Raw genomic sequence first — 26,718 nt, 5'->3', positions numbered from 1 at the left:
GATGCTCCAATCAGAGGGTGCGGACGAGGCCGCCGTCGCAGCGCAGCGCGGTGCCCGTGACGTAGGAGGCGGGCTCGGCGCAGAGGAAGGCGGCCACCTGGCCGAACTCGTCCGGCCTGCCGTACCTGCCTGCGGGGATGGCCGCGCGCGAGGCCGCCTCGACCTCGGCGACGGACCGACCGTCACGCTCGGCGGCGGCCGCGTCGAGCTGCGCCACGCGGGCGGTGGCGATGCGGCCGGGCAGCAGCATGTTGACGGTGACTCCGTCGGCCGCCACCTCGGCGGCCAGCGTCTTGAGATAGCCGGCGAGGGCGGATCTGCCGAGGTTGGACAGGGCCAGGTTGGGGAGCGGAGCCACGACGCCGCTGGACCCGATCGCGAGGATCCGGCCCCAGCCGCGTGCCCGCATCCCCGGCAGGAGCAGGGAGACGAGCTTGATGTGCGGCCTGACCAGCGCGTCCACCGCGGCCGTCAGGTCCTCGCCGCTCATCGCCGCGGCGGATCCCGGTCTGGGGCCTGGACCGTTGAGCACGAGGATGTCCACCTCGCCCGCGGCGGAGACGAGGCTCTCGACGCCACCGGGAGCCAGCAGATCGGCTTCGACAGCGGTCGCGCCGGGCAACTCGGCGGCGACCGCGCGCGCCGGCTCGCCTCGGCGGCCCGTCACGACGACGTGCGCCCCTTCGAGAGCCAGCGTTCTGGCTGTCGCCTCACCGAGGCCCCCCGTGGAGGCGCACACCAGCGCGGTCCTGCCCTTGAGTCCCAGGTCCATCACTTCACCGCCGCCAGATGCCGCTTGAGCTGCTCGTGCAGAGCCGGGGGCAAGGACGCCGCCGGAGGCCGCACGCTCGATTCGAGGAAGAGGCCGCGCTGGCGCAGGCACTCCTTGCGGATGGCCAGCGCCACCCTGGCCTGCTGCTCGAAGTTCACCAGCGGCAGGTACGGCAGCCACGCCTCCCTGGCCGCCTCGTAGCCGCCCTCGTGCCAGGCTCGTACGCAGGCGATGAGCCCTTCGGGGAAGGAGAAGCCGGTCATCGCGCCCGCGGCGCCGCAGGCCAGCTCGTCCAGCAGACCGAGCCCGCCGAGGCCACCGAAGACGGGCACGTCCAGCGTGGCCGTCAGCGCCGCCACGGAGACCGGCGTCGGCGGTGCCTCCGCCTTGACCGCGACCACGAACTCCAGGCCCCGCAGCGCGGCCAGCAGCGCCTCGGTGCCGATGCTCACCCCGCTGGCCAGCGGATAGTCCTGCACCACCAGGCCGGCTCCGGTGGCCTCGTGCACCGCGCGCAGGTGCCCGGCCAGCACGTGCGGGTCGGCCGAGTTCACCTGCACCATCGCGCCTGCCAGCCGATCGCCGGCGACCTCCCGAGCGAGCCGCACCTCCTCCACCACGGGTGCGGTGCCCAGTGAGGTGGCGCCGACCACCAGGGGCAGCTCGACCGCGTCGACGACGGTCTCCAGCACAGTCCGCCGCTCCTCCGAGGACAGCTGCGCGGCCTCCCCGAACACCCCGAGCACGGTCAGCCCGGTCACGCCCGCCTTGTCGTAGTGCTCGACGAGCCTGGCCAGGCTCTGCTCGTCGACGTCGAAGGTGGACCCGGCGAACGGCGTCGCGACGACCCCCCAGACACCTCGCTGCAGCATCACTGTCCCTTCCACACCGGCTTCCGCTTCTCCTGGAAGGCCAGCACGCCTTCCTTGCTGTCCTCGCTGTCCAGCGCCTCCATCAGGGCAGGCAGGCGTACGGCCCGCGCCTCCTGGCTGCTGAGGTGCGCGGTGCGCTGCACCATCTGCTTGACCGCCCGGAGGGACGAGGGCGAGCAGGCCAGGACGTCGGCCACCCAGCGGTCCACCGCCGCGTCCAGCTCCGCCGCCGGGACGACCTCGTTCACCAGCCCCATCCGCTCCAACTCGGCCGCGCGGGCGCGCCGCCCGGTGAGCAGCAGGCCCATCGCCTGGTTGTACGGCACGCGCCGCACGAGCTGCGTCACCCCGCCGTCCAGTGCGACGCGTCCCACCCGCGGCTCCGTCAGCCCGAACTGGGCGTGTTCCGCGGCCACCACGATGTCGCAGCCCAGCACCATCTCCATGCCGCCGCCGAGCGCGTAGCCGTTCACCCTGGCGATCACCGGCACGTCGAGCGTGGTGCGCAGCGACAGGCCGCCGAAGCCGTCGGGGTCGAGCGCGGCCCAGTACTCCAGACCGGTCTTGCCGACCGCAGCGGCGGACATGTCGGCGCCGACGCAGAAGGCCTTCTCCCCGGCGCCGGTCACGACCACGACGCGTACGTCGCGGTCGGCCTCGATGCGTTCCCAGGTCTCGACGAGGGCGCGGTGGGTCCTGTCGTCCACGGCGTTGAGCACCTCAGGACGGTCGATGGTGACCCGCGCGACGTGCTCCCTGACCTCGAAGTGCACGCTCATCCCAGCACCCCCGCCCTGACGAGCGCCTCGATCTGCTCGGCGGTGAAGCCGTGCTCGGCCAGCACCTCGGCGTTGTGCTCGCCGAGGCGCGGCGGCGCGTGCCGTACGTCGAAGGGCGAGGCCGACAGCCGGATCGGCGCGGACAGCGTCCTGATCCGGCCTGCCACCGGATGGTCCGTCTCCAGGATCATGCGGTTGACCGTCGTCTGCTCGTCGGCGAGCGCCTGCTCCAGCGTGCGTACGGGAGCGCACAGGATGTCCTGGCCCTCCAGCCGTTTGAGCCAGTAAGCCGTGGTGTTCGTGGCGAAGCGCTCGCGGAAGACGGCCTGCAGCTCAGGACGGCGGGCGAACTGCTCCTCCTGCGTGGCGTACTCGGGGCGCCGTGACAGGTCCTCGTCCAGTTCGAGGGCCACGCAGACGTCGCGCAGCGGGTTCTCCTTGAAGGCGCCGACCATGCAGAGCGCGCCGTCGCTGGTCGCGAAGACGCCGCTGAGGGGCATGGCGGCCCAGTTGATCTCGTAGCCGCGGTTGAGCTGCATGCAGGCTTCCTGCATCTGCATGTGGAGCATCGAGTCGTACATGGTGACCTCGACCTTCTGGCCCTCGCCGGTCAGGTCGCGGGTGCGCAGGGCGAGCAGGATGCCCTGCATGAGGTGCATGCCGGTGGTGTAGTCGGCGAGCGTCGTCGGGTAGACCGACAGCGGCAGGTCGGACGATTCGCGACGCCACATCACACCGGAGTACGCCTGGGCGATCACGTCCTGCCCGCCCTTGTGGCTGTACGGGCCCTCTGGGCCGAATCCGGTGCCAGAGGCCCAGATGACGCGCGGGTTGACCTCGCGCAGCCGCTCGTAGCCGAACCCGAGCCGCTCCATCACGCCGGAACGGAAGTTGCTGACCACCACGTCGGCGTCCCCGACCAGGCGGTAGATGACCTGCTTGCCCTGCTCGGACCGCGTGTCGATGCTGACGCTGCGCTTGTTGCGGTTGATGGAGAGGAAGATCGGGTTGTCGAGGCCGTCGGGATCGGGGATGGACGTCCTGGACAGGTCACCCGAGCCAGGCCGCTCAACCTTGATCACGTCGGCGCCGTAGTCTCCGAGCAGCTGCGTGCAGCTCGGCCCCATGTACACCTGGGTGAAGTCCAGAACGGTGATTCCTTCGAGCGGCTTCATGCCGCCACCTCCGCGTTGGGGGATGGAACGTCTCCCGGGTCGGCTCCCTGGGCGCGCATCCCGCGCTGGATCGCCACCGGGTCCACCTGCCGCACGGCCACCCCACCGTCCACGGCCAGGGCCGCGGCCACACCGGCCGCCTGGCCCATCGCCATGCAGGGCGGAATCTCGCGGGAGATGCGCTGGGCGTCCGGCGTGGCGGAGTAGTGACGCCCGGCGACCAGGAGCTGGTCGACCTGACGGGGCAGGAGGGCGCGATAGGGGGTGTAGTAGTCGCGCCCGCGGGCCACCGAGTCGGTGAAGTGCCGGCGGTTGGTGATGTCGTCCTTGGTCACGACGTACTCGCCCCGGAGCAGACGCGTCTGCCGCACGCCGATCTGCTCGGCCACGTCCAGCAGGTAGCAGTTCTCGAAACCCGGAAGGCTCTTCCTGACCTCGTCGACGGCCGCGGCGATGCGTTCCCTCGCGTCGAACTCGGCCTGAGTCAGAGACTCCGGATCAGCCCCGTCGTATCCAGACATGTGGGGGCAGTTGCACCAGACGACCCCGGGGACCGGGGTCTTGAGCCACCAGAGCTCCCAGGCGCCGCCCAGCAGTCGCTTGATCTTGCGGTTGGTCGCCCTGGCCTCACGCGGGTTCTCCTGCTCGAACCTCTCGGCGGCAGCCGTGTCCACGCCACCGAGCCGGAACACCAGCGTGGTGAGGTAGCTGTCGTGCGCGTACTCGGCCCCCGATCGGGCCGCGACGTCGATGTCGCCGGTGGTGTCGATCACCACGTCGGCGAGGATCGCCTGCGGGCCCGCCTTGGTCTCGACCACCACGCCGCGCAGCCTGCCGTCGTCGACGATCGGCTGGGAGAACCACGAATGCAGCCGCAGGTGGACCCCGGCCTCCCGGACCAGGTCGTTGGAGACCCTCTTCCACCCGTCGGGGTCGAAGGCGACGGCGTAGCAGATCGGCTTTGGCTGGGTGTGGGAGTGGAAGTCGAAGGTGCCCCAGCGGCCCCACTTGTTCCACATGTCCACCGAGGCGATCCGGTCCTGCTCCGGCGGGTAGACGGCCAGGCCCAGCTTGGCCAGGCGCTCCACGTACTCCGACACCAGGCCGGTGACGCTGATCTCCTGACCGTTGACCATGTCGTCGAGCACCAGGACCATGCCGCCCGACGCGAGGCCGCCGAGCGCGGCGTACCTCTCCAGCAGGGTGACGTCGGCCCCGGCGCGGGCGGCCGCGACGGCGGCGCTGACACCCGCCGGGCCACCGCCCACGACGACGACGTCGCTGGTGCGGACCACGGGCGCGGCCAACGCGTCTGAAGTGATCTTGAGATCTGACAGCTGCATCACGACATTCCTCCTCACTCACTCACTTTCCGGCGAAGGTGCCGCTGGACTTCCGAGCGGCCAGGTAGAGCACGACACTGATCAGGGACAGGACGGCGACGTAGACGGGGAAGAGCCAGAGCAGCCGGTTGCCCTGGAGCCAGACCAGGAGGTAGGACGCCGTGCCGCCGAAGAGCGCCACCGCGATGCCGTATCCGAGAGCCACGCCGGTCGCACGGCAGTACTTCGGCATCAGCGAGGTGGCCACGAGGTTGTACAGGGTCATGTTGAGCACCAGCACCAGCGCCCCGCCGAAGATGACGCCGTACAGGCCGCCCAGACCCGGTCGGCTGTAGAGCAGCATCAAGAACACCGCGGGTACGGCCAGCAGCCTGCTGACAGTGAACGCGCGTGACAGTGTGACCTTGTCCGCCAGCCACCCCACGAGCGGGGAGCCGACGAGCATGATCAGGCCGAGCCCGGTGGAAGCGGCGAAGACCGCCGTCGGGTCCTCACCGAACGTGGCGCGAGCGAGATTGGGCAGGCCGACGGCCCAGGCGTAGTTGTAGGCCTGCGCGGCGCCCACCACGAAGATCATCGCAACGAGGCCGAGCCAGTGCTTGCCGACCCCGCGCCAGACCGAGGTCGCCGGGCGGTCGCTTTCGTGCAGCGTCTCGGGCAGCGCACGCCGAAGGTAGAGCACGAGCACGCCCATCACGGCCCCGATGGCGAACGGGACGCGCCAGCCCCAGTCCTGCATGGCCGCCGCGCCGAGCACGAGGCTGGTGAAGAAGCTCACCAGCGAGGCCATCACGAGGCCGAGGTTGACGAAAAGGCTCATGAAGCCGGCCGCCCTCGCCTCACGCCCCACCGGCGACACCTCGACGGCGTAGACCGTGGACAGCGGCGCCTCGATACCGGTGGAGACGCCCTGGATGAGACGGCAGACCAGCAGGATCACGCCGGACCAGACGCCGATCTGTTCATAGGCCGGCAAGATGGCGATCAGCAGTGTGGTGGCCGCCATCATCGCGACGGAGAGGACCATGATCCGTCGCCGGCCGACGAGGTCGGCGACGGTGCCGAGCAGCACCCCGCCGAGCGGCCGTACGGCGAAGCCGACCGCGAACACGGCCAGCGCGCTCAGAGTGGAGGCGACGGGATCGTGCGAGGGGAAGAAGTGAGGGCCGATGTAAGGGGAGACGAGACCGAAGAGCATCCAGTCGTACCACTCGAGCGTGTTGCCCAGCCCGAGGCCGAGCATCGCAGTACGGGTGGTGGCCGGATTCTGGGCAGGGGAGGTCGAGGTGGTGGTTGCGGACATGGCGATCCGCCTTTCGTGGGGGGTTCCCGCCCGGAGGTCACCAGGTAGGTGGAGTGATCACCCAGATCGCTGTGCAAACCTCGTCACCGGTGTTGGCGTACCAGTGCGGGATGGTGGATGGGTAGCGAATGGAATCGCCTGGCCCGAGCTCGTACTTCACACCGTCCAGGTACACCTCTTTGTGCCCGGACAGGATGATGCCGACTTCCTCCCCGTTGTGGGTGAACGGGGTGGCGCTGGTGTCATGCCCTGGTTGGGTCTCTACCCAGGTGACCTCCAACGCGCCGTTGAGGTCGGGGGTGAGCAGCTCGTAGATCGCGGTCTTGTCCAGGCCGTGCCCGTCGAGCCGCCGCCGCTCCGCTCTGCGGACCAGCGGTGAGCGATGCTCCTCCTGCACATGAAACAGCGTTCCCACGGGGATGCCGAGCCCGTGTGCCAGCTGGACCAGCGTGAGGAACGACGGGTTGGCCAGCCCTCGCTCCACCTGGCTGATGATGCCCGTGCTCAGCCCCGCCAGCTCGGCGAGTTGGTCGAGCGTGAGCCGCCGCTCCTTGCGCAGAGAGCGGACTCGGGCGCCGACAGCGCCGAGCATGGCCGTTGCCGACTCGGGGGTGCTGTCGTTCATCATGGGCTTCATCTTAATGAAGCTCCCTTCACCGTCAATAGGATGATGAAAATCTTTAGGATGTTGAAGAGAGCGCCTGTGGGCATGGCCGGCCCCGGAACCGGGCGTGCGCCTCCTCGTGGACCGCCTCCAGCGGCGCCCCCCGTCGCCGTGCTGGGCGACGTAGGCGACCGTCTCGTCCGTGGTCCCGGCGAAGAAGTACGCGCAGGACGAGCTCGGTGTCCCACGGGGAGGCGATCCGGTTCAGCTGGATCTCCATGTCCTCCACGGGCTCGCCCAGCTCGTCGAACTGGACCGGGCGGGACGCCATTGGCCCGCCGGCCGCGTCAGAGCGTCCGGCCGGGGCCGGCGGGCGTACCGGTGAAGCGTTCGAGGAGGAGGGCGAGGCGCGTGTCGTGGTGCTCGCGGGGGAGGCGGCCGCCGCGCATCAGGGTCACCAGGCCGTGCAGGGCCGCCCAGAAGGTCTCGGTCAGCAGGCCCAGGTCGGCGCCGTTCGCGTGCGGGCCGACGGCCGCCGCGAGCTCGTCGAACGCGGCGTGCAGGGCGGCCGGGGCCTCCGGCGTGGCGAAGGGCAGGTCGACGGTCTGGTTGAAGATGGCGTCGTAGAGCGCCGGTCGCCGGTCGGCGAACGCCACGTAGGCGGCGCTGATCCGGGCGAGGGCGGACGTGGCGTCCGGCGCGGCGGTCCTCGCCGCGCGCAGTTCGACGGCCAGGTCGGCGCAGCCTTCCACGGCGACGGCCGCCACGATCGCGTCCTTGCCCTTGAAGTGGCTGTAGAGAACGGGCTGGCTGTACTCGATCCGCTCGGCCAGCCGCCGCGTGGTCACCGCTTCCCAGCCCTCGGCCTCGGCCAGTTCCAGAGCCGCCGTGATGATGAGTTTCTCCCGCTGCGCACGTTCGCGTTCCTTGCGGCTCTGGATCGACATGCCTTCAAATCTAGCACCGCTAGCGGTTGTGCCGATGCTCTGCTAGCGTTCTTCTTGTTCCTAGCAGCGCTAGCACTCGGAGAGACCCCCATGCTCACCATCACCGCCTACGGTCTTGCCATCGCCCTCAACCTGCTGTGCCTGCTCATCGGGGCCCGCTTCCTGCTCGCGCCGCGCCCCGCCGCCGCGGGCTACGGCGTCCCCGCCAAGGAGTACAGCGTCTACCTGACGATCAAGGGCCTGCGCGACGGCACCTACGGCCTGGTCGGCCTGGCCCTGCTGGCCTTCGCCGGCGCCCACGCCGAAGCCTGGTTCATGCTCGTCGTCGCCCTGCTCCCGCTGGGCGACACCCTGATCGTGCTGCGCAACGGCGGCGCCAAGGCGGTCGCGTTCGGCGTCCACTTCGCCACCGCCATGCTCATCCTCCTCACCGCCGCCCTCCTCTTCGCCCTCTGACCCTGCCAAGGCCCTGTCCCGCTGGCAGTGAGCAGCGCGCACCTCTTACGCAGGTGTTCGGACGGCCTGGATCCCCTTGACGGAGCAGCAGGAAGGTGTCATGTCAGCACGGAGACTCGAGCTGGGCTCCGGGCCACGTACAGGCTTCTGCGCCCGCCGATCGGGTCGATGGGGGGTGCCGCGACCATGACCTCGCCCCATCGTGCGCCCTTCGCACCAAGGGTGACACCCACCGACCGGCCCCGCCCGGCCGGCAGGAGGTCCTCGTGCTCGTTGACGACGACGAGGTCGGCGAGGCCGAGCAGCGCGTCAGAGGGGGCCGTCCACGGTGAGGCGTTGAGCAGCACCCGTGTCCCGGCCGCTGCCGCCAGTCGGGCCGCGTACAGGGCGGTGGGTTCGGAGATCTCAAGCTGGAGCAGCAGGATGTCGGCGTCGGTGATGGAGGCGGAGGCTCGGTCGATGTCCGATGGCGCCAACCGGGAGCCAACACACCCCGCGCCTTCACCGGCACGCCGTCACCCCGGTGGCGAGACCGAGTTCGGAGATCGCCTCGGCCAGGGGTACGGCCCTGCCGACTAGGGGACGGGCACGGGCCGCGAGCCGGGGACGGCCGAAGGCGACGGCCGCCCTGACGCCGCCTTCCGCCGTGTACAGAGCGAGGAAGCGCGCCTGCTCCAGGGAGCCCTCCACGAGGGTGACCTCATGCCCGGGATCCGGCCTGCCGACGATCTGTATCTTGACGCCGTACTGGTCCGACCACACGTACGGCACGGCGCTCAGCTCGGCCGGTTCGCCGGCGGCGATGGTCGTCGCGACGCTTTCCGCCTGCTCAACGGCGTGCGCCCAGTGCTCGATCCGGTTCGCCGTGCCCAGCAGCGGATGCCACCAGCGCGCCACGTCGCCGACCCCGTACACGGTCCCGGCGGAGTCAGCCCGGCCGGCGGCGTCACAGCGCAGCCCTCCGTCGATGTCGAGACCGGTATCGGCCAGCCATTCGACATTCGGTTCCACGCCGACGCCACAGACCACGAGGTCGGCGGGGATCAGGCGGCCGTCAGCGAGGGACACCGCCCGCACCGCCTCGTCGCCCTCGAAACCGGCCACCACGGCGTCGGTGAGCACCCGCGTGCCGTTCGCGCTGTGCAGATCGGCGCAGGCCTGGGAGATCAAGGGCCCGAGCACACCGCTCAACGGATTGGCCGAAGCCTCGATCACAGTGGCCGGCACGCCTCGGGCGCGGGCGGCGGAGGCGACTTCCGCACCGATGAAGCCGCCTCCCACGATCACGATGTTCGCCGCCGTCGCGAGCGCCGCGCGGACGGCCAGGGCGTCGTCCAGGGTGCGCAGCGCATGCACGCCGGCGCGCTCGTGTCCGGGGAGCGTGCGCGCGCGGGCTCCGGTCGCCACGACCAGCCGTTCGTACGGCAGCACGCTGCCGTCGGACAGCTCGACCGTGGAGTCCTCCCTGCGCAGGGCGACCGCCGCGAGTCCGAGGCGAAGCTCTATCCGCGACGAGGCCAGTTCGGCGGCCGTTCGCAGGGTCACCCGGTCTTCGGCCACGGTGCCAAGGAGCAGCTGTTTCGACAGAGGGGGACGGTCGTAGGGAGCGTGCCGTTCGGCGCCGACGACGGTGATCGGTGCCTTGTAGCCGTTACGGCGCAGCGCCTCGGCCGTTCGGACGCCGGCCAGCCCACCGCCGACGATCACCACGCCCGGTGTGCCGGTGCTCATCGGCGCTCTAGGGTGATCGCCTCGACAGGGCAGCTGCGCGCGGCTTCCTCGACGCGCGCGCGGTCGTGTTCCTCAGCCGTGGCGCGCAGGGAGACGACCAGGCCGTCGTCACCGAGGTCGAAGGTGTCGGGGTCGGCCATGACGCAGTTGCCGAAACCTTCGCACTTGCCGGTATCGACGATGATGTGCAACAACGTTGTGCCTTTCTACGCGGGTGCCGTGGGGACGTTCGCCAAGCGTTCGGCGAGGGCTTCTCGCGAGTGCCGGCCGAGTGAGGCGACCGCGTGAAGCCGGGCGGCCGATTCGAGGTCGGCCACGTCGATGTGCAGGATGCGGTTCGCCTCGGCGACGGTGACGCCGTGCTCCTCGCGGCTGACCAGCTCCAGCGCCTGGCCCTGCTGGACCCTGCCTTCCCGCACCGTGCGCATCATGAAGCCGGTGAAGCCCTTCCGCTTGAGCTCCAGGGCCATCTTCGGCATGCCGTACCGTGCGGCGATCTTGTAGCAGGGCGACCGGGGCTGGGTCACCTGGACCAGCGCCTCGCCCACCGCGAAGACGTCCCCGATGTGAACCTCTCGTTCCAGCAGCCCGGTCACGGTGAAGTTTTCCCCGAAGGCCGCCGCGGGCGGCATGGTCACGCCGAGCAGGCTCGTCCAGTGCTCGTAGTGTTCGTACGGGTAGACACAGACCGATTTATCGGGGCCGCCGTGCCCCTCGTACACATGCTCGTCTCCGGGGAAACCCAGGTCGGTCAGATACAGCGGATGGGCCACCGGGAACTTGTGGTAGGCGGTGACGATCTCCTTGTCTCCCTGGCGGATGACGCCGACGGCTCCGATGTTGAGGGACGTGAGCCGGCCACTGATCATGATCTTTTCACTCCGGTGTCCTCACGCTCCGGGCTGACAGGGGGCAGTGGTTCTCCGAGGTCCGACGGCTCTGTCCAGCCGAGATCCGCCGACATGGCGGCGGCCGCGGTGACCACCATGCGGCGGGCGCTGTCGCGCACCTGGGGGTCCAGCACCCGGTGGCCGGGGGCCGCCAGCGTCACGGACGCCACCACCCGGCCCGTCGAGACGTACACGGGTGCGGAGACCGCCCAGACGCCGGGGTCGAGTTCCTCGTCGCAGACGTCGTAGCCGCGCGCCCGTACGAGTGCCAGGTGGTCGAGGACCTGCTTCACCGAGTGCGGAGTCTCGTCGGTGAACCGGGTCAACGGGTAGTTGGCCAGCAGTCGCTGCGCCTCCTCCGGCGCCCGATGAGCGAGCAGGACACGCGCGGCCGCCGAGGCGTGCAGCGGCATGTCCTGGCCGATCCGGACGAACAGACGCAGCGGATGCTGGGATTCGACCAGTGCCACGCACACGGCCCGGTCGCCGACCAGTTCCGTCAGGAAGACCGTCTCGCCGCTCCGCGCCCCGGCGTCCGTCAGCGCCGGATGGGGGGTCACCAGCGTCGCGTGCCGGCTCGCGTTGATCTCGGAGAGCTGGCGTGCCGCGGCACCGAGAAAATACCGGCGGTTCGACGGCGAGCGGGTGACGAACTGCTCTCGCTCCAGGACGGCGAGCAGACGGTGCATGCTGCCCTGGGGTACGTCCAGCCGGGCGGCGAGCTCGGCGAGGCTGAGCCCTTCGCTGTGCGGGGCGAGCGACCGCAGCGTTGCCAGCGCTCGTTCGACGACTTGCATCGGTCCTCCTGATCGGTGGTGGTCATGTGCTGGTTCAGGTCAGTTCGGCCCCGCGTCGTTCCGGGATGAGCAGGACCACGACCATGTCCAGCGCGTAGAGAATGGCGAGCATCGCGATGGCTGTGCCCAGACCATGATTCTGGGCGATCAGCGCGAAGATGATAGGGGCCAGTCCGCCGATGGCACGACCGAGGTTGAAGAGCACGTTCTGGGCGGTCGCCCGCGCGGCGGTCGGGTAGAGCTCCGCCATGAGCGCCCCGTATCCGCCGAGCATGCCGTTGACGAACACGCCGAGCACGGCGCCGCCCAAGAGCAGAGGTGTCGGCGTCGACAGTTGGACGTAGACGAGAACGCTCACGATGGCTCCGGCCTGGAAGATCCAGAACGAGCGGCGGCGTCCGATCCGGTCGGCCAGCTTGCCGAAGACGACCATGCCGATGGCCATTCCCGCGATGGTGACCGCGGTCCAGACCCCGGACTTGCTGACGCTGAAGCCGACCTTCTGCGCAAGGTACGTGGGCAGCCACGTCATGATCCCGTAGTAGCCGAAGGTCTGTATCGAGCACATGACGAGAACAGCGAGGCTGACGACGGCGGTCCTGCGGTCGGCCACCAGGAGGCGGAGCGGGAAACGCCTCTCCGAGTCCCGCCTCGCGGCCTGGCTCTCGACGAACTTCTCCGGCTCGTGCAGGGTGCGCCGTATCGTGAAGGCGAGGAGGGCGGGCAGCGCGCCGATGACGAACAACACCCGCCAGCCCCACACCGCCAGCACCGGACCGGCCACGAGAACACCGAGCAGCGGGCCGATCTGACCGCCCACTCCCACCCATGAGGTGGCCTGCGCACGCCGCGCGGCAGGCCATGCCTCCGCCGCCAGCGCCATGCCCACGCCGAATTCCCCGCCGAGGCCCAGGCCGGCCAGGAACCGGAAGACGACGAGCTGGCCGTAGTCCTGTGCGATCGCGGTGAGCCCCGTGAAGATGGCGAAGGTGATGATGGACCAGGTCAGGATGCGTACCCGGCCGAAGTAGTCGGCCGCTATGCCGAAGCCGACTCCTCCGAGGACGGCGCCCACCAGGGTGACCGTTGCGAGGGAACCGGCCTGTGTCGTGGTCAGCCCGAGGCTTCCGCTGATCGCGACCAGCGCGAAGCCGATCATCAGGTTGTCGAAGCCGTCCACGCCGTAGCCGACTGCTGAGGCCAGCAGCGACTTCCTCGCGGACGAGTCCGGGCGTTCGGAGCGTACCGGGCTTTCGGGTGGGGCGGCGTCTTGCCTCATGGAAACTCCTCAGACCATCGGGCTGATTGCTTGACGCAGACGAAACCCCCGACAACTTCCTCAAGGCGGAAGGTGCTATTCCGTCAGACGGATGCATGTAAGGATGGGGTTTTCCTTTCGCCCCCGTCAAGAGGGAACTTTGTGGCGACAAGTCCGAATGGAGGGTCAGATGGAAGAGGTGACCACGGCGAAGGTGACGCCGGTGGTGGTGGACACCGACGGCGGCGTGGACGACATGGTGGCCCTGTGGTTCCTGGCCACACATCCCATGATCGAGCTGCGCGGGGTCGTCGCGACCGGCGTCAGCCGTCCGGCCAAGATGGTCGCCCGCAACGCCCTTCTGCTGTTCGACGCCCTGGACTGCGACGTTCCGGTGGTGATCGGGGCCGACCAGCCGGTCGGGCCGGCGCCGGTCGTGGCCGCGGCCGCCATGCACGGGCCAGAGGGCCTGGGCGACCTACGACCGTGGCGCCCCCGGCGGGAGCCCGCGGCGGCGACGCCGGGCGAGTTGCTGACCGAGACCTCCCGGAGGAGCCCGGTCCGGTTGCTGACCCTGGGCCCGCTGAGCACCCTCGCGGGCCTGCTCGGCACCGGCGCGGTGGCGGACCTGACCGTGATGGGCGGGTCGATCAGAGCGGGCGGCAACGCCCTGCCGGCCGCCGAGGCCAACATCGCGCGCGATCCGAGTGCCGCCGCCCACGTCGTGGCCCACCCCTGGACGGTTCCGACCCGGCTGGTGGGGTTGGACGTCACGCTGCACGCCACCCTCACCTCCGCGGAGATCGCCGCCTTCGGCGACTCCGCTCCGGCAGGCCCGCTCGTGCGGAGGCTGCTCGAGCACTACCGCGCCCATGCGAACGACCCGGAGCGCTTTCCCTGCCACGACCTGTTCGCCGCCGCGACGCTGGTGGATCCCGGCGTGGCGACCTTCGAGCACCTGCCACTCAGCGTGGACACCGGCGGTTCGGCCGCCTGGGGGATGACCGTCGCGGACTTCCGATCGGCGCTGACTGGGCGTTCCCTGCCCGGCTGGCGTCGATGGGCGGTGACGACGGGCGTGGACCTGGACAGGTTCCGAGCCCTCGTCCGCGGCGCGGCCGGCCCGCTCTGACCCGCCCCCCCGCTCTTGACACCCTTCGGCGTCCGCCCCATCCTGATGCAATCCATCTCACGGAAGGAGTACTTCCACGTGACGGAAGTCAGAGCGCGACGATGGGCGCCGATCGTCGACGACCGGGACCGCTGGTTCGCGGCGAGCGTCGATCCGGCCGTCGACCTCACCGCAGAACTCAACGGACTGACGCTGGCCAACCCGGTCATGCCGGCGTCCGGCTGCTTCGGGCCGGAGCTGGGCGGGCTCCTCCCGGTGCGCGACCTCGGAGCCGTTGTGACCAAGACGGTGTTCACCCGTCGGCGTTCCGGCAATCCCGCGCACCGCCTCACCGAGACCGAGCAAGGGATGCTCAACAGCGTCGGGATCCCCAGCCCCGGTGCCGCACGCTTCACTCGCGACGTGCTCCACGGTTACCGGACGTTCGGCGTCCCGGTCATCGCCAGCGTCGGAGGCCTCACCGTCGACGAGTACTGGCAGATGGTCGAGGAACTCGACGGCGAACGGATCGACGCCCTCGAAGTGAACGTGTCCTGCCCGAATCTGGAGCACGGGGGCCTGGCCATCGGCGCCGACGCCGCGATCGTCGAGCGGCTCGTGACCGGCGTCGTCGCCAGGGCCGACGTGCCGGTGTTCGTCAAGCTCACCCCCAGCGTCACGTCGATCAGCGACATCGCGCGCGCCGCCGAGTTCGCCGGCGCGGCCGGCGTCACCGTGTGCAACACCTTCCCCGGCCTGGCGATCGACGTCGACAACCGCCGGCCGGTGCTGGGCAACGCCATCGGCGGGCTGTCCGGGCCGGCGATCAAGCCGCTGGCGCTGCGATTGGTGTGGCAGGCCGCCACAGCCGTCGGCATTCCGGTGATCGGCTGCGGGGGTATTCGGACCGCTCGCGACGTCGTGGAGTTCCTGCTGGCCGGAGCCACGGCAGTGCAGGTCGGGACGGCCACGTTCACCCGGCCTTACGTGATGTCGGAACTCGTTCGCGGGCTGGCGGAGCTGTGCGCCGACCTCGGTGTCACGTCGTCGGCCGAACTGGTCGGCGGCCTCCTGTGAACTCCGCGGAGAGGAATCACCATGCCCCCTGAAGCCATCCACGACCTCCGCGCGATATCGCTCGACGTGAGCAGACGTCGCGCAGAGCTGTCGGCGGACATCCGCGCCGCCGCCCAGGTCGGCAGAGCGCCGGGACAGATCGACGGCTACGCCGTCCAGTCCCGCCCGGCCATCCTGCGCAGACTGGCCACCATGATCTCCGAGAAGTTGCCGCGACAGCTCGACCGGCTGGTCGCCCCCGAACCGGCCGGGGTCGCCCTGACCACGGCGGTCGCGTTGGAGACCGGGCTGCCCACGACCGTGATCCGCGCCGGCGGCGGGATCGGGGGAGCCATCCACCGGGGAGAACTCGTCGCCGTCGTCGTGCAGGTGATCGCCTCCGGGGACGAGGCCGTGCGGACGGCGGACGCGGTATGCGCGCACGGCGCCGCCGTGGCAGGCGTCTTCGCGGCCGTCGACCTCGACCAGGGTGGCGGTGCCAGGCTGGCCACCGCAGGCCACACCCTGCACACCGTCGTCACCATCAGCGGATCGGATTCCCCTCAGGATCGAGGACTCAGCGGGTGAACAGCATCGAAAGCGGCATCGAGGACGGCGCGGTCGCCCGCGCGCTGCGCGAGATCGGCACAGCACCCGACACCTACGGGCCGACTCTGAACACGGGGCCGTCACCCGGCGCCGTCGAGACCATCGGCCGAGCCATGGCGAACGCGCTGCGCGGCATTCGCCCGGGAGCCATGGCCATCTGGAACACCAGCGACGAGGCGGTGCTCGCGCACGTGGTCGGCCGTGAGCTGGAAGTGCCCGTGGTGCGGGCGGAGGAGATCGAGGGAGTGGTGCTCCTGAACCCCGGCGTCACGCCGGGGACGGAAGTGGCGCTGATCGCCACCACATGGGATCGACCGGAGAGGGTGACCACCCTGCTGAACCTGATAGCCACGAAGCAGGCCAGAGCAGTGGCGGTCGCCGCCGTCCTGCGTACGCCCGCGCTGGACGCGATCACTCTTTTGCCGACGGTATGTCTTGCCACGTTCGCGGACGGTCGGGCATGAGCGGGACGGCCGTGAACGTACCGGTGTCGCGCGCGGATGCGGCGCGCGTGGCGGCCTGGCTGGAAGACTTCGCACGGCTCTCCGAACCCGGATCCTCCGAGGGGGTGACCCGCCTGGCCTATACCGCCCTGGAACGCAAGGCTCACGACGTGTTCGCCGGCGCGATGCGCGAGTTCGGCTGCACGGTGTGGACCGACCAGGCGGGGAACACCATCGCCGAACGGCAGGGCCGCGAAGCGGGCCTGCCGGCACTCGCGACTGGCTCCCACCTGGACACGGTGCCCCATGCTGGACGCTTCGACGGCATCGCCGGGGTGGTGGCCGCGATGGAGACCGCCCGCATCTACTCCGAGAACGGGATCCGGCACGCCCACCCGATGCGGTTCGTGGCATTCGCCGCCGAAGAGGGTGCCAGGTTCGGGCAGGCGTGCACCGGGAGCAGAATCGTCTCCGGGTTGACCCGGCCGGACGATCTGTACGGCAAACGGGACGCCGACGGCGTCAGCCTGGCCGAAGCCATGCGGTCCATCGGCCTCGACCCGAGCGCCGTCGCGGAAGCGCGGTGGAGCCCTGACGAATGGGCGGCTTTCGTGGAACTGCACGTCGAGCAGGGTGCCGTGCTGGAGTCGTCGGGAGTGCCGGTCGGAGTCGTGGACCTGATCTCCGGCAGCACCCGGATGCTCCTGAAAGTGACCGGCCGCGCATCGCACACCGGCGGCACCCCCATGCATCTGAGGGCTGACGCACTCGCGGCAGCAGCGGAGATCGTCCTGCTGATCGAGTCGATCGCCGGTGACTTCCGGCACCGCGGCACCCGCGCCACCGTCGGCCGCCTCGACGCGGCTCCAGGGTCCATCACCACCATCCCCGGGCAGGTCCGCCTGTACGTCGACATTCGCGATGTCGACAGCGACCGTCAGCGCGCCACCGCCGGAGAGATCATCGCGCGGGCGGAGACGCTGTGCGCCCGCCGTGGCGTCCGGCTGTCATCCCGGCTGCTCGCTGACACCTCACCGGCGGTGCTGCCCGCGTGGCTGCGCGAAGTGGTCGCCGGCACCTGTGCCGAACTGGACGTGCCCCACCGGATCATGCCGAGCGGGGCGAGCCACGACGCACAGATGATCAATAACGTGATCCCGTCAGGGATGATCTTCGTGCCCAGCAGGGACGGAATCAGCCACAGCCCAGAGGAATGGTCCAGCGTGGACGACCTGGCCACCGGCATCGACGTACTTGCCGCGAGTCTGCTCGCGCTCGACCGTCTGCTGCTCGACTCACCGGAGCTGGCGTGACCGCGAAGGAGACCGCGATCCCGCCGGACGTCGCGGTGCACGAAGCCATCACCACGCTCCGGGCGAGCGAGGAACGCCCCACGCCGACCTGGCACCACGCGCCCGTCGTCGATCACTTTCCGCTGACCGGCCGGTACCGGCACCTGCGGCTGGAGGCTCCGAGCATCGCGAGGTCGGCCGCGGCCGGTCAGTTCGTCATGCTCACCGCCGCCCGGGAGCACGAAGGCGCACCCGTCCTGCCCCGGCCGATGGCGATCTACTGCCGGGATGCCGAGACGGGGATCGTCGACATCGTCTACGGCGTCGTCGGCGGCGGCACCCGCCGCCTCGCGACGTTCCTGCCCGGCGAACGCATGCTGGTGGTAGGCCCGCTGGGGCAGGGATTCCAGATCGAGCCCGGCACGAGGCGCATGCTCCTGATCGGGAGGGGGATCGGGACCTGCTCGCTGACCACACTCGCTCAGGACCACGCGGAGACAGGGGTCGAGATCATCGCGGTCGCCAGCGGCCGGGACGAGGAGTCGGTGATCGGCGGCGCGCTCTACCGAGGGTACGGCGCCACGGCGGTCTACGAGGTCACCGATGCCGCGGGGACCAGCTCGGTCGACCACCTGTACGCCCGGCTCACCGCCGACCTTGACGGCGGTCCACCACAGCAGATCATGACCTGCGGCTCACAGCGGCTCACCGAGCTGGCCCGGGCCCTGGGGGAGCGGTGGCAGGCCGGTGTGCAGGTCTCCTTGGAGGCCCACATGGCCTGCGGCCTCGGCTACTGCCACGGCTGCGCGACCGGCACCCGCAGCGGCCCCGAGGAGTCGCCCCTGATCTGCAAGGACGGGCCGGTTTTCCGGCTCGACCGCGGTGCGGAGGGATCATGACGGACGTACTCGGCGACGTGGTGCTCACCGGCGTACGCGTGCTGGGCAGGCCACCCAGCGACGTGGAACTGCGTGACGGGCGGATCACCGCGATCAGGGCGGCCGGCGCGTCCGGAGCCCCGGTCGCCGGAGTGACGGGAACCGGCCTGGTGATGCTGCCCGCGCTGGTCGACCTGCACACTCACCTCAGGGAGCCGGGTGACGAGGAGGCCGAGACCATAGCCTCGGGAACCCGCGCGGCCGCGGCCGGCGGATACTCCGACGTGTTCGCCATGGCGAACTGCAACCCCGTCACCGACAGCCCCGAACGGGTCCGGCACGTCGCCGAGATCGCGGCGCGCACCGCGTCCTGCCGAGTGCATCCGGTGGGCGCGATCACGCTCGGCCTGGCCGGACGGGACCTCGCTCCCCTCGCCACAATGGCGCACGCGGGCGCGCGGCTGTTCTCCGACGACGGCCGATGCGTCGACGACCCGGCTGTTCTCCAGGCCGCGCTCCATGCGAGCCGCCGCGCGGGCACCGTGATCGCCCAGCACGCCCAGTGCGGCAGTCTCGCCGCGCACGGACAGATCAACGCCGGGCAGGCGGCCGACCGGACCGGGCTACCCCCCTGGCCGGCCACGGCGGAAGAGACCATCGTGGCACGGGACGTGGTTCTCGCCGGGGCGACCGGCGGCCGCCTGCACGTCTGCCACGTCTCCACGGCAGGCACCGTCGAGCTCCTGCGATGGGCCAAACAACGCGGCTGGCCGGTTACCGCCGAGGTCACCCCCCACCACCTGCTCCTCACCGACGAACAGGCAGCCGCCGGCGACACCGTTCACAAGGTGAACCCTCCGCTCCGGACCGCGGCCGACGTCGCCGCTCTACGAGCCGCCCTCCTGGACGGCACCATCGACGTCGTCGCGACCGACCATGCGCCGCACCCCGCCCGCCGCAAGGCCGCCGGTTGGTGCGACGCCCCCTTCGGCATGCTCGGCCTGGAGACCGCCCTCGCCGTGGTGGCCGAGGTGCTCGGCGAGGACGGCGAGCCGGACTGGGCTCTGATCGCCGATGCGATGTCCCACCGCCCCGCTCGCATCGGCGGCATCGACTCGACGGCCGGCAGACCGTTGGCCGAGGGGGAACCCGCGACCTTCACGCTCGTGGATCCTAAAGCCGACTGGCTCGTCGATCCCGACCGGCACCACAGCCTCTCCACCAACACGCCTTTCGCTCGCTTCCGCTTCCGCCACCGGGTCGTCGCCACCGTCGTCGAAGGCCGGGTGACCGCGGACCCCCACGGCTTGCTGGCAACTGCGACCGGCTCGCGACGCTCTTCCGCCTGAACGACATTCCGGCGAGCCGGACCGCAGCGTGACCTGCCTGCGGAGTCGCAACCCGAAGTCGCGGCGCGCGTGGATCGAACCTTTCGACAGGTCACCGGAGTCGGTAACGGTCGAGAGGAGTCGCCTTGGATCGCAATGACAGCTTCCGCGAGTTCGTCGCCGGCCATCAGCAGGCGCTGATGCGCACCGCGTACCTGCTCACGGGAGACGCCCACCAGGCCGAGGACCTGCTGCAGAGCGTCCTGCTCAAAGTGCTCGGACGCTGGTCCAGGCTCTCGCGCGTCGAGCGCCCCGAGGCGTACGCGCGTAAGGCGCTGGTCAACCAGCACATCTCGTGGCGGCGGCGCCGCGTCAGGAGCGAGCTCCCGACCGCCGAACCGCCCGACCGGTCGTACTCGAGCGAGGACTCCACCGTCGCACGGCTCGTCATGCGCCGGGCTCTCATGCGGCTGCCGCCCCGGCAGCGGGCGGTGATCGTGCTGCGCTACTACGAGGACCGGACCGAACGCGAGACCGCCGAGCTGATGAACTGCTCGATCGGCACGGTGAAGAGCCAGGCCCACTACGCGCTGGCCCGTTTACGCGAACTGGCGCCCGAACTCGCGCCGAAGCTCGCCGATGTCGAAGCCGAGGAGGCCTACCGATGACCTGGCTGCGGAACGTGCTCGTCGACCTGGCCGACGACTCTCCACAGGTGGACCTGGCCGAGCGCACGATCGCGGCGCACGACCGCAGGCGCCGTGCCGTGATCTCGTACCTCGCCGCGGCCATGGTCGTGGTCGTCGCTCTCGGCGTGACGACCGCCATCCGGCTGCTGCCCGACGGGCATCAGGAGGCCGCTTCCATAGGCGATCTGCCGGCGCGCGGGGTGGGGCCGCTGAGTCACGCGTACAGGACCTTCTGCAAGCCGAACAGCGGGAAGGCGCCGTCGGGCTGCCGCGACGGGGGATGGCGGGTGGTCACCCGGAGCGGCAAGACCTACCACGTGCCGGAGGCTCTGCCCAGCCTCGCCCCCGGCCGCACCGGCCTGCGGGCCAGCCCGCTGGCGATCAGCCGAGACGGCCGGAAGATCGCCTACTACAGCGCCAGGGAGGACACCTTCCAGGTCCGCGACCTGGCCTCGGGCCAGAAGACGACGGCTGCGACGAAGGTGCCGCAGTCCCAGCTGGGCAGCGTCTCGCGTCTGATGCTGTCGGACGACGGGCGGTTCGTGGCCTTCAGCAAGGTCCCGGATCTCAAGGATCCGGCGGTGCTCATCGACATGCGCGACGGGGTCGCCCGCGAGTTGCCGAACCGTTGGGTCCCCATCGGCCTGTCACAGGACGGCGCCACCATCACCCTCGCGGAGTACTCCCCCAGATCACGGCTGCGGACGATCTCGAACCTGTGGCCGAGCTCCTCGAAGGGCGACACCACGTCGGTCATCCTGCCGGTCGACTACTTCTTCAGCCCGCTCGCCCCCGACGGGAAGACCGTCGCGGTGATCGAGAACCGCGGCACCGCCGAGAAGCCGTGCCGTTACGGCGATCTCGCCCTCATGGACACGCTCACCGGCGAGAAGCGGAAGCCGACCGCCGTCAGCGGCCTGCCCTCCGACGTCTCCCGGATCTCGCTGCGCACCTGGCTCAGCGCCGACGAGGTCACGGCTCTCACCACGTCCGAACGGTGCAGGTCAGCCTCCGAGGCGGTGAACGACGAGCCCGCGGTGAACGACCCGCCGTACCAGACCATGACCGCCTACGCGGTGAACGTCAGGACCGGCAAGGCCAGGAAGCTCGCCACGTACAGAGCGCAGGGCTTCTTCGACATCGTCCTGCCCGGCCCCCCCGGGGCACTGTGACGAACGCGCGCCGCCCCGGTGCCGATCGCGGCGCCGGGTTCACTCACCGGGGCGGACCAGGCCCGTCTCGTACGCGTGGACGATCGCCTGGGCCCGGTCGCGGAGGCCGAGCTTCGCCAGGACCCGGGCCACATGGGTCTTCACCGTCTGCTCGGACAGGACGAGCCGTTCGGCGATCTCCTGGTTGGACAGGCCGTGGGCGACCAGGGTGAGCACCTCCGTCTCGCGTTCGGTGACCCCGTGCAGGGTGGCGCGGGGCCGGCGCGGGCCGAGGCGGGCGAACTCGGAGATCAGCCGCCGGGTGACCGAGGGCGCGAGCAGGGCCTCGCCGGCCGCGACCACCCGCACCGCCTCGGCGAGCTGACCGGCGGAGGCGTCCTTCAGCAGGAAGCCGCTCGCGCCCGCCCGGAGCGCCTCGTACACGTAGTCGTCCAGGTCGAACGTGGTCAGGATCAGCACCTTCGGGGTGTGGCCGCCGGCGGACAGGATCCGCCGGGTGGCCTGCAGGCCGTCCAGCACCGGCATCCTGACGTCCATGAGCACCACGTCGGGCGCGAGTTCCGCGACGAGCCGCACGGCCTCCTCGCCGTCGGCCGCCTCGCCCACCACGTCGATGTCCGGCTGCGCGCTCAGGAACGCGGTGAACCCGGTCCGCACCATGCCCTGGTCGTCGGCGACGAGCACCCTGACGGTCATCCGATGTCCCCTCCGATCGGCAGGGTCGCGCGCACCACGAACTCCGCGCCCGCCCTGCCCGCGCTGAACGTGCCGCCGAGCATCGCCACCCGCTCCCTCATCCCGACCAGCCCGTGGCCCGGCCGCTTCCCGGGGAGCCCGCCCGGCGTGGCTCCCGGACCGGCGGGCAGGCCGTTGGCCACGCGGATCCGCAGCTCGTCGCCGTCGCGGACCAGCTCCGCGGTGACGTCCGACCCCGACCCGTGCCGCATCGCGTTGCTCAGCGACTCCTGCACAATGCGGTACGCGGTCAGCCCCACCGTCCCCGGCACGTCGCCCAGCTCGCCCGAACCGGACACCCGCAAGGTCACCCCGGCGCGGGACGCGGTCTCGACCAGCTCGCCGAGCTGGTGGAGGCCGGGCTGGGGCGCGGTGTCCGCGCCCTCCGCGCCGCGCAGCACGCCGACCACCTGGCGCATCTCGGCCAGCGTCTTCAGCGACAGCGCGCGGATCTCGGCCAGCCCCTGCGCCAGCCGGGCCGCATCGTCCCCCGCCCGGAGCGGGACCGCCTCGGCCTGGATGGCGATCACCGACATGTGATGGGCGACCACGTCGTGCAGCTCACGGGCGATCCTGGCCCGCTCGGCCAGCGCCGCCCGTTCGGCCAGGGCGTCCTCGGCCCGCCGCTCCTCCTCGGCCAGCTTCCCGGTGGCCAGCCGCCGTGCCCGTACGTTGTGGCCGAACAGCACGGCGACGGTGATCCCGGCCACGGCGGGGACCGCCGTGCCGACGTCGACCGCCACCGCCGTGAGGCAGGAGACCAGCCACACCCCCGCCGTGATCGCGCCGTCGCAGCGGACCGCGACGGAGTACGCCACGAGCAGGCAGACGATCGCCGCGCCCGGCGGGTACGGCGGGCTGACGAACCCTCCGACGACCGCCGCGCCCGCCGGAAGCGCCAGCAACGCCCACCGCCAGGCGGCCAGCGGCCACCGGTCGCGCAGCACCAGCGGCAGCGAGAAGGCCGCCGACATGATCACGAGGTACGCCACGTCGTGCGGCCACCGCGCGGCGGCCGCCGGGCCCTCCATGTACGCGACCCCGCCCGCGAACGCCACGAACGCCACGACCGCGTCGCCGAGCCGGACGAGATCCAGGGTGACCCCGCGCCGGCCGCGAGGCCACGGCACCCGCACCTGCCCACGCCGCCGCGCAGGCGGCGGGTCGGCCGTACCGGTGACGACCGCCCGCAGCAGCGCACGCGCCACGACCCGCACGAGCGGCGCGGGCTTCGCGATCCGCCCCTGATGGATCATTTCCCCAGCCTATGGACGTGGCGGGCGGGTCGCATCGTCCTCATGGGCGGGCTTCGCGTCCACTCGCAGGAGGCGGCCGCGTACCGGACGGCGCGCGACGCGGGTCACCGGCCGGATCTCGCGGCCGTGCGCAGGTGGCCGAGCGCGCGGTCGAAAGCGGCGTCGCGGCCGGCGGCGAGCTCCTCGTCGCTGAGCGTTTCGGCGATCCGGTCCTGCGGCGGGATGCCGGTGACGTCGAAGCTGGTGCCCTGCCGGGTGAGGAACCGCTCGTTGGGCAGGGCGAAGGTCCAGCCGTTGGGCAGCGTGCGCCAGAGGAAGTCCGAGAACGCGCCCTGGGTGGCGTCGCCGATCCGCCGGGGGGCGGGGGTGCGGGCCGTCATGGCCTGGCTGAACGTCTCCCCGGCGCTGATGGTCAGCGGGCTGGTCAGCAGCGCGATCGGTCCGGTGTAGCGGGAACCGGCGGCCGGACGCACCCGGATCGGCAGCGCCCGCGTGAACCGGCTGGGGTCGGAGGGGTCGTTGCGCGCCTGCTTGGCGTAAGCCGTGTACGGCCGGCCGGTGAGGCGGGAGGCGAGCTGGATGCCGAGGGCGTCGTACCCGCCGAAGTTGAGGCGGACGTCGAGGACGAGGCCCTTCAGACTCGACGCCCTGGCAGGGGTGAAGATCTCGTCCAGCGCGCGGTCCAGCTCCGCCGCGTTGGCCGCGAAGCCGCCGTCGGCGTACCCGTCGAACGCGGCCAGCCGCAGGTAGCCGAACCCGCCCGGCAGGTCGGCGTACCCGATCACGCCCCGGCCCCACGTCGTCAGCGGCTTCTTGACGTCGTGCTTCTCCACGAGATCGAGGACCCGCTTGTTCAGCGCCATGAAGGCCGGCAGGCCGTCCAGCGGCCTCGTGCCGGGGCGCAGCGGCCTCGCGAACTCGTCCTTGCCGGCGCGCAACGCGGTGTGGGCGTCACCGAGTTCCTTAAGGATGTCGCGCAGCACGCCGAACAGCTCGGCGTCGGTGGTCTTCGGGCCGACCCGGGGACGGTACCGTTCGCGCACCGCCTGCCAGTCGACCCCCTTGGTGGCGAAGAACGGGTAGTTCTCCGCGAACGTGGTCCAGAAGACGTCGAACACCCTGACCGGGTCCGCGGCGGGGGCCTTCACCGAGCAGCGGGAGGGAAGGGCGGGCAGCCGGCGCAGGCCGATCTCCCCGACGGCGCCCACGTACCGCAGCCGTGCCCGCTGCCGGCCCTGGAGCTCCATCGTCATCTGCCGGGAGCCGTCGTCGGCGACGAACGTCCCCTGGGCGGCCCGCCGTTCGGCCGACATGACGCCCGCCTGGCAGCTGATCGCCGTCGTGTCGAAGTATCTGAGCCGGTCTCCCTGGACCGTGATGATCGTGCTGTACCCGTCGGCCTGCCACACGCCGTCCAGGGCAGCGTCCCGCACGCCGGCAACCGCCGTGGCGGGCGCCGCCGCGGGGGCCGCCATCGCTGCGGGCGCCGCCGCCATGGACGCGACGGCCGCCAGAGCCGCGACCGTGATTCGTGTTCCGCTCCTGTTCATGGCGCCGACGGTACGAACCCGGCCCCGTAACCGGCGTCACCCTCGGGGACCATCCCACGGCTCCCTCCTGGGAGTGACCCGATCCCCGCCGAACGGCGCCGGTCTCGTCAGCACCCGGTGCGCAGGCCTCCTACGTCTACAACCGCACGTTGCCGCGGCTGCGCGCCCGAAGCGATGCGGCCTTCGTCAGAGCTACCTAGACGACACAGAACTCGTTGCCCTCAGGGTCCTGAAGAAGGACGCCGTAGTGCCCCATGTCCGGCTCATCCGTGATCCGCAGCACGGTGGCGCCGGACCTGGTGAGCCGTTCCACCATGGCGGTGACCCGCTCTGTGCGGACCGCCAACGGGACCTCACGCCCTCCGCCCACCTTCAGGTCGAGGTGCAGCCGGTTCTTGGTGACCTTCGGCTCCGGGACCTGCTGGAACCACACCCGCGGCCCCTGTCCCGCAGGATCGATGATCGACTCTGGCGTCTCCCCGGCGCCGTCGGTCAACTCCTCCTCCGGCACCCCCATGGCCGCCCAGTACTCCCGCCAGGTGGAATGCCCGCCCGGTGGGGGTTCGGGAACATAACCCAGCGCCTCGGCCCAGAAGCGCACCAGCCTCTGCGGGTCAGCACAGTCGATCACCAACTGCATTGTCATCTCCATGCCCGCAGGGTTCCAGACCGGTCCGACAGAATCGGCCCCGCCTCTCGCCCCGGCCACCCGCTGAAGAAGCACCTCCGCACCAGGCCAGGTCTGCCCGGAAACGCCGGCGTGACACAGTAGTCGCGCAGACGGACACCCAGGCAACAGAAAAGCCGCTACCCGAAGATCGAATAGCGGCTGTTCTCACTCAGTACTCCGCTCAGCTGTTGGAATCCTCGAACTCCCACTCACCGCTCCGGCCGCCCACCGGGGCTCCTCGTTGATCACCATCCGAACGGGCACGCAGCGGGCACGGATTGGCGCACCGCGCGCACCCCACCCGCCTGATCATCCCGTCTGCCGTCGACCCGCCCGAAGGGGAAGCGGGCCAGGGCCACGGGGACAAGGTGGAGCCCCCAACTGGAGGAACGACCTTGGCCCCGTGGCCCTGGTCTGCTCGGCTTGTCCCGGGTCGACGGCGGGCGGGATGATCAGGCTTCCACCTCAACTAATCACGAGCCTCAGGCCCGCGCGACGATCATCCCGGAGCCGGAGTGCCCCCGCCGGAGGCGAAAAGAAGTTGGCGTGCCAGGGAGCTCGCATGGAGCATGAGCTATGGGGCTGTTCAACAGGGTGAAGTTTCCCAAGCCGCTCACTTGCCCGAACTGCGGAGTGACTGGTATCTGGACCGCGCAGTTCTGGTTCGGGGCGACAGACCTCATCGACTATGAGGTGGGGCAGCATCTGAACTGGGAGTACAGATGGGCCGTGGCGGGTGAACCCGGCCATCACCGTGTGCTTGCTCAGGGCGTGCTGGAGGGGTGTAGGCACTGCGGCACGTACGACTTCGGCGGCAGCCTATGGGAGATGGTTGTCATTGAGATTGTCGATGACGTGATCGTGTCGGTAGTGCAGGACACCAGCGGTGATGGCTGGTGGGCAGAGGACTGGCGAGTGCTTGAGGCATAGAGCAGTGCTCAGCTGAACGCGGGACGCGCGCGTCGCGCGCGAGAACGGCCCCCAGGCCGCACGCGCAGCGTG

The 26,718-nt window shown here is 70.7% G+C and carries 29 protein-coding genes; 11 read left to right on the top strand and 18 right to left on the bottom strand.

What is annotated here, in order from left to right:
• Positions 1 to 10 precede the first annotated feature (10 nt).
• From BMX74_RS34795 to BMX74_RS34755, 8 genes are all read right to left on the bottom strand, one after another.
• Positions 11 to 772, bottom strand: coding sequence for an SDR family oxidoreductase (locus BMX74_RS34795; protein WP_055504186.1), 762 nt, complete (start codon positions 770 to 772; stop codon positions 11 to 13).
• Positions 772 to 1,644, bottom strand: coding sequence for a dihydrodipicolinate synthase family protein (locus BMX74_RS34790; protein WP_055504185.1), 873 nt, complete (start codon positions 1,642 to 1,644; stop codon positions 772 to 774). Before BMX74_RS34790 ends, BMX74_RS34795 begins: the two co-directional genes overlap by 1 nt.
• Positions 1,644 to 2,423, bottom strand: a complete 780-nt coding sequence (locus BMX74_RS34785; protein ID WP_055504184.1) for an enoyl-CoA hydratase-related protein — start codon at positions 2,421 to 2,423, stop codon at positions 1,644 to 1,646. Before BMX74_RS34785 ends, BMX74_RS34790 begins: the two co-directional genes overlap by 1 nt.
• On the bottom strand, positions 2,420 to 3,598 hold the full coding sequence (locus tag BMX74_RS34780) for a CaiB/BaiF CoA transferase family protein (RefSeq protein ID WP_082535076.1): 1,179 nt from the start codon (positions 3,596 to 3,598) through the stop codon (positions 2,420 to 2,422). Before BMX74_RS34780 ends, BMX74_RS34785 begins: the two co-directional genes overlap by 4 nt.
• Positions 3,595 to 4,941 carry an FAD-dependent oxidoreductase gene (locus tag BMX74_RS34775; RefSeq protein ID WP_055504182.1) on the bottom strand — a complete coding sequence of 449 codons (1,347 nt, stop codon included), beginning with the start codon at positions 4,939 to 4,941 and terminating at the stop codon, positions 3,595 to 3,597. Before BMX74_RS34775 ends, BMX74_RS34780 begins: the two co-directional genes overlap by 4 nt.
• A 22-nt stretch (positions 4,942 to 4,963) precedes the next feature.
• Complete coding sequence (locus tag BMX74_RS34770) at positions 4,964 to 6,244, bottom strand: MFS transporter (RefSeq protein ID WP_091104790.1); 1,281 nt, start codon at positions 6,242 to 6,244, stop codon at positions 4,964 to 4,966.
• A gap of 37 nt (positions 6,245 to 6,281) precedes the next feature.
• Complete coding sequence (locus BMX74_RS34765; RefSeq protein ID WP_176573393.1) at positions 6,282 to 6,872, bottom strand: helix-turn-helix domain-containing protein; 591 nt, start codon at positions 6,870 to 6,872, stop codon at positions 6,282 to 6,284.
• Between the two features lie 323 nt (positions 6,873 to 7,195).
• Positions 7,196 to 7,795, bottom strand: coding sequence for a TetR/AcrR family transcriptional regulator (locus BMX74_RS34755; RefSeq protein ID WP_091104786.1), 600 nt, complete (start codon positions 7,793 to 7,795; stop codon positions 7,196 to 7,198).
• A 90-nt stretch (positions 7,796 to 7,885) separates the two neighbouring features.
• On the opposite strand from BMX74_RS34755, the gene BMX74_RS34750 reads away from it, so the two are divergent.
• Positions 7,886 to 8,251: a DUF4267 domain-containing protein gene (locus BMX74_RS34750; RefSeq protein ID WP_091104784.1), complete on the top strand. Its 366-nt coding sequence runs from the start codon at positions 7,886 to 7,888 to the stop codon at positions 8,249 to 8,251.
• 98 nt (positions 8,252 to 8,349) lie between these two features.
• On the opposite strand, the gene BMX74_RS34745 is transcribed toward BMX74_RS34750, so the two are convergent.
• From BMX74_RS34745 to BMX74_RS34720, 6 genes are read right to left on the bottom strand one after another with little or no spacing between them, the layout of a single operon-like run.
• Positions 8,350 to 8,727, bottom strand: coding sequence for a carbohydrate kinase family protein (locus tag BMX74_RS34745; RefSeq protein ID WP_091104783.1), 378 nt, complete (start codon positions 8,725 to 8,727; stop codon positions 8,350 to 8,352).
• Between the two features lie 25 nt (positions 8,728 to 8,752).
• Complete coding sequence (locus tag BMX74_RS34740; protein WP_063792136.1) at positions 8,753 to 9,982, bottom strand: NAD(P)/FAD-dependent oxidoreductase; 1,230 nt, start codon at positions 9,980 to 9,982, stop codon at positions 8,753 to 8,755.
• Entirely contained in the window at positions 9,979 to 10,173 is a 195-nt protein-coding gene (locus BMX74_RS34735) for a ferredoxin (RefSeq protein ID WP_201784594.1), read from the bottom strand. The genes BMX74_RS34740 and BMX74_RS34735 overlap by 4 nt, the downstream gene beginning before the upstream one ends.
• 15 nt (positions 10,174 to 10,188) lie before the next feature.
• Entirely contained in the window at positions 10,189 to 10,851 is a 663-nt protein-coding gene (locus BMX74_RS34730; RefSeq protein WP_091104782.1) for an MOSC domain-containing protein, read from the bottom strand.
• Positions 10,848 to 11,669, bottom strand: coding sequence for an IclR family transcriptional regulator (locus BMX74_RS34725; protein ID WP_055504174.1), 822 nt, complete (start codon positions 11,667 to 11,669; stop codon positions 10,848 to 10,850). The genes BMX74_RS34730 and BMX74_RS34725 overlap by 4 nt, the downstream gene beginning before the upstream one ends.
• 34 nt (positions 11,670 to 11,703) lie before the next feature.
• Complete coding sequence (locus BMX74_RS34720; protein WP_055504173.1) at positions 11,704 to 12,948, bottom strand: MFS transporter; 1,245 nt, start codon at positions 12,946 to 12,948, stop codon at positions 11,704 to 11,706.
• Between the two features lie 169 nt (positions 12,949 to 13,117).
• Here BMX74_RS34720 and BMX74_RS34715 point away from each other — a divergent pair, with 169 nt between their 5' ends.
• From BMX74_RS34715 to BMX74_RS34675, 9 genes are all read left to right on the top strand, one after another.
• Positions 13,118 to 14,059, top strand: coding sequence for a nucleoside hydrolase (locus tag BMX74_RS34715; protein ID WP_177227626.1), 942 nt, complete (start codon positions 13,118 to 13,120; stop codon positions 14,057 to 14,059).
• 78 nt (positions 14,060 to 14,137) lie between these two features.
• The gene (locus BMX74_RS34710) at positions 14,138 to 15,115 is read left to right on the top strand and encodes a dihydroorotate dehydrogenase (protein WP_055504171.1); all 978 of its coding nucleotides are present in this window, start codon (positions 14,138 to 14,140) and stop codon (positions 15,113 to 15,115) included.
• Between the two features lie 21 nt (positions 15,116 to 15,136).
• Positions 15,137 to 15,682, top strand: a complete 546-nt coding sequence (locus BMX74_RS34705) for a hypothetical protein (RefSeq protein WP_055504170.1) — start codon at positions 15,137 to 15,139, stop codon at positions 15,680 to 15,682.
• Positions 15,679 to 16,167 (top strand): hypothetical protein, encoded by a 489-nt coding sequence (locus BMX74_RS34700; RefSeq protein ID WP_055504169.1) that lies wholly within the window; start codon positions 15,679 to 15,681, stop codon positions 16,165 to 16,167. The genes BMX74_RS34705 and BMX74_RS34700 overlap by 4 nt, the downstream gene beginning before the upstream one ends.
• Positions 16,168 to 16,178: 11 nt before the next feature.
• A complete protein-coding gene (locus tag BMX74_RS34695; protein ID WP_218154141.1) occupies positions 16,179 to 17,459 on the top strand; it encodes a Zn-dependent hydrolase in 1,281 nt (426 codons plus the stop codon).
• Positions 17,456 to 18,337: an iron-sulfur cluster-binding protein gene (locus tag BMX74_RS34690; RefSeq protein ID WP_218154140.1), complete on the top strand. Its 882-nt coding sequence runs from the start codon at positions 17,456 to 17,458 to the stop codon at positions 18,335 to 18,337. Before BMX74_RS34695 ends, BMX74_RS34690 begins: the two co-directional genes overlap by 4 nt.
• Positions 18,334 to 19,665, top strand: a complete 1,332-nt coding sequence (locus BMX74_RS34685; protein ID WP_091104774.1) for a dihydroorotase — start codon at positions 18,334 to 18,336, stop codon at positions 19,663 to 19,665. Before BMX74_RS34690 ends, BMX74_RS34685 begins: the two co-directional genes overlap by 4 nt.
• A gap of 125 nt (positions 19,666 to 19,790) precedes the next feature.
• Positions 19,791 to 20,312, top strand: a complete 522-nt coding sequence (locus BMX74_RS34680) for a SigE family RNA polymerase sigma factor (RefSeq protein ID WP_055504166.1) — start codon at positions 19,791 to 19,793, stop codon at positions 20,310 to 20,312.
• Positions 20,309 to 21,505: a hypothetical protein gene (locus tag BMX74_RS34675; RefSeq protein WP_091104772.1), complete on the top strand. Its 1,197-nt coding sequence runs from the start codon at positions 20,309 to 20,311 to the stop codon at positions 21,503 to 21,505. The genes BMX74_RS34680 and BMX74_RS34675 overlap by 4 nt, the downstream gene beginning before the upstream one ends.
• Before the next feature lie 39 nt (positions 21,506 to 21,544).
• Here BMX74_RS34675 and BMX74_RS34670 read toward each other — a convergent pair whose 3' ends face one another.
• The 4 genes from BMX74_RS34670 to BMX74_RS34655 all read right to left on the bottom strand — a co-directional run bounded on the left by BMX74_RS34670 (position 21,545) and on the right by BMX74_RS34655 (position 25,686).
• On the bottom strand, positions 21,545 to 22,201 hold the full coding sequence (locus BMX74_RS34670; RefSeq protein ID WP_055504164.1) for a response regulator: 657 nt from the start codon (positions 22,199 to 22,201) through the stop codon (positions 21,545 to 21,547).
• A complete protein-coding gene (locus tag BMX74_RS34665) occupies positions 22,198 to 23,496 on the bottom strand; it encodes a sensor histidine kinase (RefSeq protein WP_055504163.1) in 1,299 nt (432 codons plus the stop codon). Before BMX74_RS34665 ends, BMX74_RS34670 begins: the two co-directional genes overlap by 4 nt.
• Before the next feature lie 104 nt (positions 23,497 to 23,600).
• Positions 23,601 to 25,046 carry a S41 family peptidase gene (locus BMX74_RS34660; RefSeq protein WP_091104771.1) on the bottom strand — a complete coding sequence of 482 codons (1,446 nt, stop codon included), beginning with the start codon at positions 25,044 to 25,046 and terminating at the stop codon, positions 23,601 to 23,603.
• 196 nt (positions 25,047 to 25,242) lie between these two features.
• Entirely contained in the window at positions 25,243 to 25,686 is a 444-nt protein-coding gene (locus BMX74_RS34655) for a VOC family protein (protein WP_236714784.1), read from the bottom strand.
• 606 nt (positions 25,687 to 26,292) lie between these two features.
• Between BMX74_RS34655 and BMX74_RS34650 the strand changes: the two genes are divergently transcribed.
• Positions 26,293 to 26,646: a hypothetical protein gene (locus tag BMX74_RS34650; RefSeq protein WP_055509962.1), complete on the top strand. Its 354-nt coding sequence runs from the start codon at positions 26,293 to 26,295 to the stop codon at positions 26,644 to 26,646.
• Positions 26,647 to 26,718: the final 72 nt, after the last annotated feature.

Source organism: Nonomuraea pusilla, from assembly GCF_900109355.1.
Classification (GTDB): domain Bacteria; phylum Actinomycetota; class Actinomycetes; order Streptosporangiales; family Streptosporangiaceae; genus Nonomuraea; species Nonomuraea pusilla.
This window is presented reverse-complemented; position numbering and strand designations above follow the sequence as displayed.